Raw genomic sequence first — 6,550 nt, forward strand, 5'->3', positions numbered from 1 at the left:
TCATGTCTTCATCTTATGAAACTTCGGACTCCATGAAAATAAGCATACCTCAAACTTCCCCTAATTCCCTCAGGTTTTGATGCCTATATTATAATTTCCCAGGGATCTCAGCGTTTACTAATTCGCATGAATTCCAATATTTATAGGGTCTCCAAGCGTTTTGCAGGACTGACTATTTACACATCACGGCGGTTTGACAACCGCCTCAGCTTTCGGTACATTCAATCCATCATGGGACTGTCGAAGAATTGCTCAGAAATTAAGCGATAATATGAGAAGTTAAAACCGAGAGGATTTGTTGATGAAGAAAAGAGAGCAAGGCAACTTATTTCTTAGGTTGGATGCGTTGGTGCCGCTGGATCATTCCTATCGCAAGTTGGATCAGTTATTGCCATTTGCTGAGCCAAGTGTAACTTATCAAGGGCTTTATTCACCCAAAGACCGCAAGGAGGGAGGGTTTGAATTTGCCATTCGAGCATTGATCATTCAATTCATGGAAGATTTAAGTGATCGGGAGATGGAGCGTTATCTTCAGGAGAATCTTGCGTGCAAATGGTTTTGTGATATGAACCTGGGAGAGGAGGCGCCGGATCACAGCTACTTTGGAGATTTTCGCAAGCGCCCCGGAACCGGGAGATTGATGAATATTTTTTCTCAAGTACGAAATAGCTTGCAAGGTATGGGGTTGATTCGGGAGGTATTTACTTTCGTTGATGCGAGTCAGTTGATCAGTAAATTAACCACCTGGGGTGATCGGGATCGGGCGATCAAGCAAGGGCCCGAGCAGTTCAACAATGAGACAGCCGGGAAAGTTGCGGCGGATAAGCAAGCGCGTTTTGGTTGCACAAGGGCAAGAACAAATACTGAAGAGAAGAATCGCGACAAAGATCGCTGGTTATCAGCCATTCGTGCACCCTATGAACGGGTATTTGCGCATCGCAATAAAAAAGTTCGCTATCGCGGGTTGGTGAAAGTGCAGTTTCAGGTGGGTATTCGGGCGCTGGTATTCAATCTCAAGCGGCTAATGACATTAGGGGTTGATCGAATTACGTAGTGCCATACATAAGATGAATCCGTCCTCAATCTGCCAAATCGAGCATATTGAGGGTAAAAATAGCTTCTGTTGAGGTGAATTTTCGCTAATTTTGCGATTTTCTAGGACTACATTGCTGAACTCTTCCTTTTTATCAGCTTTTTTGAATTTTCCGACAGGCTAATCATGGAAAAGATAAATACGAAAGATAGGGATTTTTCACCCGGTGACCATTCAGTAGAAATGGGCGAAACATTTATCGAAATAAAGTAATTTTGAATTCTAACTATAAGAATATATTGATGCTTCAGGCATGGTTAGCCGAACAATGAAATTTTTAATGATTGCCGGCTTTGCCGATGATTTACTACCTTTTCGTGGTGACCTTATTGATGCACTTTTGGAGCGAGGAATCCAAGTGCACGTTGCCTTACCGGACTTGGAAGCTGATTGTGATTTGCGCAATAAACTATTAAATAAAGGATTAGTACTTCATAAAGTGACTATGCAGCGCGCGGGGATGAATCCTCTAGCAGATTTATACACCACATGGCAGTTGCTGCAACTAATCAAAACGATAAGACCAGAAGCTGTTTTTGCTTATCTGATAAAGCCTGTTATTTATGGCATGATGGCTTCCTCAATTACCGATGTGCCTCATCGATTTGCCTTGATTTCAGGGCTTGGCTACGCCTTTCAAGGCAAAAAAAACCAACGTGGTTTGTTACGACGATTAGTGCAGGGATTGTATGCAATTTCACTTAATGGAGCACATAAAATATTTTTTCAAAATCCGGATGACCTCAAATTGTTTCATCAGCTAGGAATTTTGAAGCCCAACGCTCCTACGTGCGTAGTTAATGGTTCTGGTGTTAATGTAGACTATTATAGTTATACACCTATACCTAAAAACATTCCTTGTTTCTTAATGATTGCAAGATTCTTGGTCGACAAGGGAATCCGTGAATACGCTGCCGCCGCCAAGCTTGTCAAAGCGCAATACCCAAAAGTTCGCTTTACATTAGTGGGGTGGCTTGATGAAAATCCCAGCTCTATTGCACAAGAGGAATTAGATACTTGGATAGCAGAAGGCACCATTGAAAATATTGGTCGCTTATCCGATGTCCGACCAGCTATTGCCCAGTGCAGCGTGTATGTGCTGCCTTCGTATCGTGAGGGTACGCCTCGCTCCGTGCTCGAGGCTATGTCTATGGGTCGGGCGATTATTACAACTGACGCTCCAGGCTGCAGAGAAACAGTTCGCGCTGAAGATAATGGATTACTTGTTCCGGTAGGCTCTGTAAATGAATTGGCAAAGGCGATGCTAAGGTTTATGGAAAATGAAGAGTTAGTTTTGCGTATGGGGCAACGCTCACGTGAAATCGCTGAAGAAAAGTATGATGTGCATAAGGTAAATCAAGTTATGCTCAACGAGATGGGAATTTTCTGATTAAAGCAAGTATTTGTTATCTTAACAATTTCAGTTCCCAAACTTAATCGTAGTAGTCGTGGCATGATCTGAGGCGTTGTTGAACTTGCAATTCCCCGTGGCTTGCCGCGGGGATAGGCGCAGGGCGCGCGGAGCGGAGCAAAATAAAGCACCCCGCCGCAAGCAGCGAGGAATTAAACCCGGAAGAGATTAAAGTTATAATTTTGGGGTCTGCGAGACCAAAGTCATCATGGGTGTTTTCGCGACTAAGATCGTATTCTCCATGAAGCAGTATATGCTTCCATGCTAGTACATTTCCTTTTTTCAGAGTTACAAGCGCGTATTGTGCCGTGGCATGGTCATCGGATTGTAACATTTTGACCAGATAGAGATAATTCCATAGAATGATGGCGTTCTTGATGAGTTGGCGACAATTTTCAGCAATTTCCTGCTCTTCTTTTTCTTCAAACATGATTTCTTGGTTATTTCCGAAAGCAACAGCTTTTGAGAATTTGTTACTGTTTTCGCCACGATTGAGCTGTTTTTCGATAGCTTGCCTAAATCCGATATCCTGCATATACCTTAAAATAAACAGAGTCTTGCGCAATCTTCCAAATTATTTCAAAGCCTTATAAAGCGTATGCTGCTTGCTGTAGGAATTGAGCCTTTTGAATAGTTGAGAAGAAGATGCGTAGCGTAATTTAATTGTGGCAGAGATGCGGAGAATATCATCCCAGTTTTGTTTAATAAGATCGATATTGAGATTTTTCTTTGGCGTGATGAAATCGTCCCTGTTCGCCTTTGTAGACTTGAAACCATAAAGCGTTTGATCTGATAAATTCTTAAGGCGTAGCGCAAATGTAATGCCCATCATGTGCATGAGACCGAACACTGCTTCTGTGAAACCGTGCGTATCGGTCGAGTGAATATCGCTTTTGACGATATAGTTATGCATCATCCCATCCAGTACATAACAGGCCTCCCGTTCTGAAGACGATATGACAGTCGCATAGAAATGGGCGAAACGATCATCCAGGAAGATGTAACTGCTAACTCCTTTTCCTGTGCCGTGATATTTGTACGAAACACTGGCGTTGAGTGAGCAGCCATCAATGTTATTTTCTGGCCGTCGTTTGATGTATGGCGTAAATTGGAGGCGTTAAAATAGTCCGCTATCTCGTCTAACTTCTTGAGAACACTATCATTGGCACGTTTTATATTATCAATATGCATGTATTGCCGTGCAATATTCTCCAGTATGGATTGACCCTGCCCTCTGGTAATCCGTGCCATCCGCGGAATACCGACACTGCAGCCATAAGCAATGAGTGCGGCAAAAAGTGCTTTATCCTCACGACGTTGATACTGCATGCTCAGCGTATCGTGTATAAACTGATCGGAGAATCTTGTCTGTTCACTAATGACGGAAAGAACATCCTGAATAGGAACATCTTTCTTATGCGGCAATATATTGCTTATGGAATAGGTTTCCTTTTCTTCTAATTTAGGTGTTCGTATAATAAACGAACCATCTGTTCGACATGTGATATAAGGCGTTTTTTCTTGTGAAATTAATTGATTAACTTTCTCATAAGATGCTTTTAACTCATTCCCGGAAATGGAGAGTGATTTTTCAATATCAACAAGATCTTCCAAACAAGCCTGTTTGATATAAACATTACGTTTGGCATGCCATTGTTTTTCGGATATCAGATAATCATTGAGCTCGCAGTATTTATAAGAATATGGAAGACTGAGACTTCCTGATTTTAACGCTTCGGCAACTTTGAGAAAAAGTACAGCCTTGTATAAGAATATACGGAAATTACCTTTATCGTCTCTGAGGTATTCCTGCTCTTGGTCTGACAAGAAGCCCACTGGCGCTGTACTTTCCATGATATCTTTTGTCTGGAAATATCGGATGGCGTTAACCAATTCCTTATGGCCAGTAAATTCAGCCGATTTTAATATTCCAGCAATCCGGTTTTGTAATTTACGGGACTTGATCTCTAAGGCTGAATAATAAGCATTATCTTGTTCAACTGGCTGAAAGCTTTTTTCCAGCCCGAACAATGTGTTTCGGCATTTATCAATCGCTGATTGCCGGGACATTAATACTTCCCTGATTTCCAGTAGGCATTCGTTTGGACTTAGATCTCTATTAAAGGCCAGCGATGAAATCTGCTCAAGTGGTGAAACAAGGCATGATTTTGCCTATGTCACCGCATTGTGAGAGGTTCGGCTTTGCTGGGCGTATTCTGCGCGCGTTGATTCTTGAGTTGCTCATGCACGGCGTCTTTTACACTTTGTACGAACTGTAGCAATATATCTGCTAATGTATCGTGCCCTTGAAAATACTGATAAGCTATGAAAGCAATCAGTGAAACATGACGTGTGTCATCCGTTCTTTGCGACAAGTGTAATGTCCTGTTTCTCGCGACAAAACGCGTTAGATACATCGCCCCTTCGTGATTAAGGTCAAGGGCTTTGAACGGTTTTTCAACTAAGGCATACAACAACTTTACACGGTTGAAGTCATCCAGATTCTTGCGGATATTCCCCGGACGCAATGACTGATTATAGCGCTTAATAAACCGCAGACTGTAATGTTTATCATCATCCTGGCACATAAGAGCATCCAGTTTCGATTTTGTTTGATTGTCCAGGCATTTGGCAAGGCATTCATGAATATCTAATTTATACCTCTGAATTTGATCAGAAATGATATTAACGAACTGTCGGTAACGGGGAAGCGCAATTTTACGTGCTAGCAAATAATCGATCATATCCGCAAAAATTAGTCGCGGGCTTTTGTAGCTTTTTATTTGCAAATAGACGTGGTGAGTTATATCTTCCAAACTATAATTATTGAACGAGCGATACCCCAATATAATCAGAATAGCGACTTGATGCTCAAGACGCGTTTTTCTAGCGTATGATAATAATGAAGCTAAGGCTGTGTCAATATTTAACAGACGGTGCGCATATTCAATATCTTGTTCCCGGAATTTTCCGTCATGAAAACGCTTTCGTGCTTTGAAATAAGCGTAAGATACTAAAAAATATACCTTATTGGCAGGTGTTCGCAGTTTATTGAGTGCATTCTTCAATGTCACTGTTATATCGTAATATCTTTTACGGTCGATACTGTCAAAAATTGGCGGTTCGTCAAATTCCTTTCCTTCTGGCTTTGATAGTACAGATATTCGCGTCATGTAATCTTCCCTTTAATAGCCCAAAAATAGGTGGTTGGCGACACTCTATCCTGAGAATCAATTTTTTGGCGATTTTGATGACGTGGAGACGAACTGATAAAGGCTTGTAATGGTAGCTGGTAAAATGGCTGTTGGAGGCTGCTCTCTTATAATGCTGACCAATTTACTTAAGTAAAAGAGTTAGAATGATACAAATTGCTACGTAACATTTGGTCCTTTCCTAACTTTTTACCCATTGTTCCTGGTCTCTCATGTGGAAGAGCTTTTGTGACAGATACAGATAATTCCAGCAGATAATACAGTACTTGGTAAATCGTTTTGTGAGCGGGCATCTCAGACAATAGTTCAATCCTATGTCGCGTTAGGTACCTTTGTAGGATTTAACCCATAGTTGGCAGCGAATTATTGCTCATGACGCTGTGGCAAACAGACGGCGAGGTTCCCTTCTGGCTGTCGATCACTTTTGTGCCGGTATTCGGTGAAACCTACACCGTGCTCTATCCTGCATTACCTTGGCTGGGTATCATGCTGTTGGGTTGGGTGTTCGGTCAACTGATGTGTGCTGTCAAAAATGGAGTCCATCGGTTTAAGCAACAAGCAAATTAGCATAGTATCGCTGCGTAAATTGTGCTGGTGACAAATAGCCCAGCCTTTTCTGTTTTCTCTGCCGGTTATAGAATATTTCTATATATTCGGCAATCTCCTGAATGGCTTGTTGTCGTGTTTTGAATCTTCTATGATGCACCAGCTCGGTTTTAAGTATCCCCCAGAAACTTTCCATCGGCGCGTTATCATAGCAGTCACCTTTGCGACTCATGGAGAGCTATAGTCAAATCTGGTGTATGAGAATCAAGCGACCTGCTGTTTTTGATC

At 41.9% G+C, this 6,550-nt stretch carries 5 protein-coding genes and 2 pseudogenes; 3 read left to right on the forward strand and 4 right to left on the reverse strand.

The annotated features are described in order from the left end of the window. The first annotated feature begins 301 nt into the window (after nt 1–301). Entirely contained in the window at nt 302–1,054 is a 753-nt protein-coding gene (locus QZV86_RS13015) for a transposase (protein ID WP_295628972.1), read from the forward strand. A 307-nt stretch (nt 1,055–1,361) separates the two neighbouring features. Beyond that, nucleotides 1,362–2,483 carry a glycosyltransferase family 4 protein gene (locus QZV86_RS13020; protein WP_295628974.1) on the forward strand — a complete coding sequence of 374 codons (1,122 nt, stop codon included), beginning with the start codon at nt 1,362–1,364 and terminating at the stop codon, nt 2,481–2,483. Between the two features lie 43 nt (nt 2,484–2,526). Here QZV86_RS13020 and QZV86_RS13025 read toward each other — a convergent pair. From QZV86_RS13025 to QZV86_RS13035, 3 genes and pseudogenes are all read right to left on the reverse strand, one after another. Next, nucleotides 2,527–3,504 (reverse strand): annotated as a pseudogene (locus tag QZV86_RS13025) (Tn3 family transposase). Beyond that, nucleotides 3,417–4,535: a Tn3 family transposase gene (locus QZV86_RS13030; RefSeq protein WP_295628976.1), complete on the reverse strand. Its 1,119-nt coding sequence runs from the start codon at nt 4,533–4,535 to the stop codon at nt 3,417–3,419. The pseudogene QZV86_RS13025 and the gene QZV86_RS13030 overlap by 88 nt, the downstream one beginning before the upstream one ends. A 146-nt stretch (nt 4,536–4,681) precedes the next feature. Further along, nucleotides 4,682–5,677 (reverse strand): DUF4158 domain-containing protein, encoded by a 996-nt coding sequence (locus tag QZV86_RS13035; RefSeq protein WP_295628978.1) that lies wholly within the window; start codon nt 5,675–5,677, stop codon nt 4,682–4,684. Nucleotides 5,678–6,088: 411 nt separating this feature from the next. Between QZV86_RS13035 and QZV86_RS13040 the strand changes: the two genes are divergently transcribed. Next, complete coding sequence (locus tag QZV86_RS13040) at nt 6,089–6,283, forward strand: heparan-alpha-glucosaminide N-acetyltransferase domain-containing protein (protein WP_295628980.1); 195 nt, start codon at nt 6,089–6,091, stop codon at nt 6,281–6,283. Here the strand turns inward: QZV86_RS13040 and QZV86_RS13045 are convergent. Beyond that, nucleotides 6,264–6,497: pseudogene (locus tag QZV86_RS13045) on the reverse strand (IS3 family transposase); the annotation flags it as partial. The gene QZV86_RS13040 and the pseudogene QZV86_RS13045 overlap by 20 nt on opposite strands. Between the last annotated feature and the right edge of the window lie 53 nt (nt 6,498–6,550).

This window comes from uncultured Nitrosomonas sp. (assembly GCF_902826915.1).
GTDB lineage: Bacteria > Pseudomonadota > Gammaproteobacteria > Burkholderiales > Nitrosomonadaceae > Nitrosomonas.